3 protein-coding genes are annotated in these 3,186 nt (G+C 27.1%); all 3 read left to right on the top strand.

Going from position 1 to position 3,186, the window contains the following annotated elements:
- Window positions 1-1,344: hypothetical protein (locus tag ACOTVC_RS08480; protein ID WP_421628315.1), on the top strand; the 1,344-nt coding region annotated here is incomplete at its 5' end.
- Window positions 1,345-1,353: 9 nt separating this feature from the next.
- Complete coding sequence (locus tag ACOTVC_RS08475; protein ID WP_421628314.1) at window positions 1,354-1,839, top strand: hypothetical protein; 486 nt, start codon at window positions 1,354-1,356, stop codon at window positions 1,837-1,839.
- Entirely contained in the window at window positions 1,836-3,089 is a 1,254-nt protein-coding gene (locus tag ACOTVC_RS08470) for a hypothetical protein (RefSeq protein WP_421628312.1), read from the top strand. The genes ACOTVC_RS08475 and ACOTVC_RS08470 overlap by 4 nt, the downstream gene beginning before the upstream one ends.
- The last annotated feature ends 97 nt before the right edge of the window (window positions 3,090-3,186 follow it).

Here is a 3,186-nt window from a genome sequence, read left to right as displayed (position 1 = left end):
TATGAAAATAAGATCAAAAATATCCCTATCATAGGAGCTAGAATAAAAATATATGATAAAGATAAAAAAACACTCCTGTATGATAATACTGCCAATGATCAAGGAAAAATAGAAATTTCTAATAATGAGATTAAAGATGAGGAATTAAGTTTTTGTATAGAATTAGAACATCCTGACTTTGATAAAAAGCCCATAGGAGGACATGTTTTTTTAAGAAAAGGTTTAGAAAAACAAGAAAATCCTATTTATTTTAGAAGGGCTAAACTAAGATTAAAACATGCTCCTTTTGAAAAATTACAAACTCCTAAAGAATTTAGAGAAGCTCTTGAAGTGAGTGATGAAGAAAGAAAACATTATCAAGAAAAGGATGGAGAATTAGATCAAGATCTAAATAGTTTAAAAGCTAAAGCAGAAGAACTTTTAGCAAGAAATGAAGCTATTATTAAAAAAACTTATGAAGAGGAAATGAAAAAAGCAAACGAGCAATTACAACGAGCTACAACCGACAAAGAGAAAGATGAAATCAAGAAAAAAATAGATAAAATTAAAGAGGATAGAGAAGCTAAGGTTAAAAGACATAATAAACAAACAGTTGATTTGAAAGATATTGTTAATAACAAAAGCACTAAAAAACTTAAAAATTTCATCAATAAAAGAGCAGGAGCTGACTATGCTGAATGGGTTGTTTCTCTTGTTCTTTTAAGACATGCCCCTCATCTTTATCATCAAAGAATCAATGCAGATGGTGTTTTTAAAGAAGATGGAATTCGTAGCGGAAAAGGTAGTGATCCTGATTTTATTATCACACTTGAGGATAAAAAAAGAATGATAGTAGAGGTTAAAAACTATGCTTATAGTAGCGCTTTAAATTTAACCGATCAAATTTCTTATCAATTAAAATGTGCAAGATTATATGGAATGGACTATGCTATAGCTTGCAATAGAAGCACAGAAATAACCGATCATGGTAAGAATTATAAGTCTGTTTTTAAAGAACCGAGCAATCAAGCAAAAGCTAAAGCTGAAAAAGAAAAAGAGTATTCTATAAATTTTAATAAAAAACGCTTTAAAGAACCAGAAAATCAAACAAAAGAAGAGGCTGAAAATCTTTTAAAAGATAAAGAGAAAGGTTTAAGATCTGCACTTATAAGAATGTATAAGGAAGCTTTGAATGGAGGGCCTAGTTGGGTTTTTATCAAAAGACTTAATTTTAAAAGCAATTTAGAAAAAATCAATGGGGAAGATTTTAATCTGGATAAACATTTTGTGAATTTTTATGCTAATTTACATTCTCAAGATAGAAAAGAAATCAGTGCTGATTTTCAAGTTATTTTAGAACCTTAGGAGGAAAAAATGGTAAAAGAAATTGATTATGATTTACTTATAGCAATTGAAGAATCCGATGTAAGAAAGTTTCAAATTGCTTTAGAAAAAGGAGCCAATATCAATGGTATTGTAAGTGAAGAATACGAAAAATATGGAGATTTTGAATCAAGTTGTGGTGTTACATTTTTAGCCGTAGCCGCGGAAATGGCCTTATATGAGACTATAAATGCTCATCATGACAAAAAAGGTTTTGATAAAGAAGAATATGAAAAAGAATACAGTGATGCTTTTGAAATTTTTAATACCTTAAAAGCTTTAAAACCAAATGAAAACCAAGAAGGTTGCACCAGTGCAAAAATTTGCATAGAAGGTATTGCCCAAACAAGAGAAATGGAGCTTTATGATGATCCTTATTGTTATGGATATGATGAATTTGATGAAGAAATGAGCGAGGATGAATGGATAAGCGAAGATCCTGTTGCAGAATATTTGAAAAGTTTTAAATTTGAATGAAAACACAAAATATAAGTGCTAATCAGGTTAGTTTTCATCTTTTATCTAAAAAAACTTTTAGTGATGAAAAATACCTTAATGCTTGGAGTTTAAAAGGTAATCGCCTTAATTTACAAGAATGGCTTAGCTTTAAAAAAGCTAATGAAAATAATTTTTATAATAAACATTTAGAAAATACCTTAAAAGCTATGCAAGAACTTAAAGCTTGTTTTAATATTGATAAATTTGAAGGTATAAATCTACACAGTGAGGATGAATGGTTAAATTTTTTACCTTCAAATTATACTCAAATTTATAATCGTTTATGTAGAGATAAAAGCAAATACATTTTACATAGATATTATCAAAAAGATGAATTAAGTGAAATAGGAACTCTTAAAAACCTCTCCCCTAATTTACCTTTTTGGGACGAAAAAGGAGAAAATTTTTCTCAAAGCCAAATCAATACTTTTATAGAAAAAGATAATTTAGCACCCTACTTTAATAAATACGATATTTATTTTAATTCTTCACTATATCTTACTTTTAATCTTAATGATGAAAATTTAAATTATCTAGTAAAAAATTATGAAGATAAACTTAATTATGGCTTTATCTCAAAAACCCAAGAACAACTTCAAAAAGAGTTAAATTTAAGCAAAGATGAAAAAATTATCTTAGAACTTGAAAATATTTTTTTAAACCTTTGTAAAGGCATAAGTGCTGATTATGCCTTTATGGATTTTTCTTATTTTTTTACAGGGTATGATTATATATTAAACTCTAAAAATAATACTTTAAAATCTTACCCTACTAGTTATGATGAGTTAATTTATAAAAGAAGTTTTAAAGAGCATATAGAAGAATATGCAAATAATTATTTTTTAAATTATTATTCTAAAGAACTTTTAAATGAACTTGAAAATCAAGACTTAAATGACAATAGAATCAATAACTACCTTAAAAACTATAATAAAATTCCAAAAAACGCAGAAGAAGAAAACATACAAGGTATGCTTTCTAAGCAAAAAAATGTAAATATCAACTTTGTAAATTTTATAGATTATAAAGACTATGTTTATAATAACAAAGATGATTTTTGGAATTTCTCATTAGAAAAAAACTCTATACTTTGGCAAAAATTTCTAAGCAAGGATACCATAAAACCTTTTCCTTTAAATTTTGATTGTTCTTTAGAGGAGAAACTTCTTTATGCTAAAGATGAGCAATTAGAAAGCATACTTCAAACCCACAAGACTTTTTATGGCTAAAAAAAGAAAAATAACTCTTCCTAAAATAGAAGATGTTAATATAAGTCCTGATACTTCTTGTATGCATCCTATATTAGAAGATAATACTTTATTATGC

Source organism: Campylobacter sp. GB48, assembly GCF_049221845.1.
GTDB lineage: Bacteria > Campylobacterota > Campylobacteria > Campylobacterales > Campylobacteraceae > Campylobacter_D > Campylobacter_D lari_C.
Note: the sequence above shows the minus strand (reverse complement) of the source record. Positions and strands in the feature narration are given on the sequence as shown.

Coding starts and splice junctions, on each gene's coding strand:
- ACOTVC_RS08475 (WP_421628314.1), top strand. CDS start 1,354: ATGGTAAAAGAAATTGATTATGATTTACTTATAGCAATTGAAGAATCC.
- ACOTVC_RS08470 (WP_421628312.1), top strand. CDS start 1,836: ATGAAAACACAAAATATAAGTGCTAATCAGGTTAGTTTTCATCTTTTA.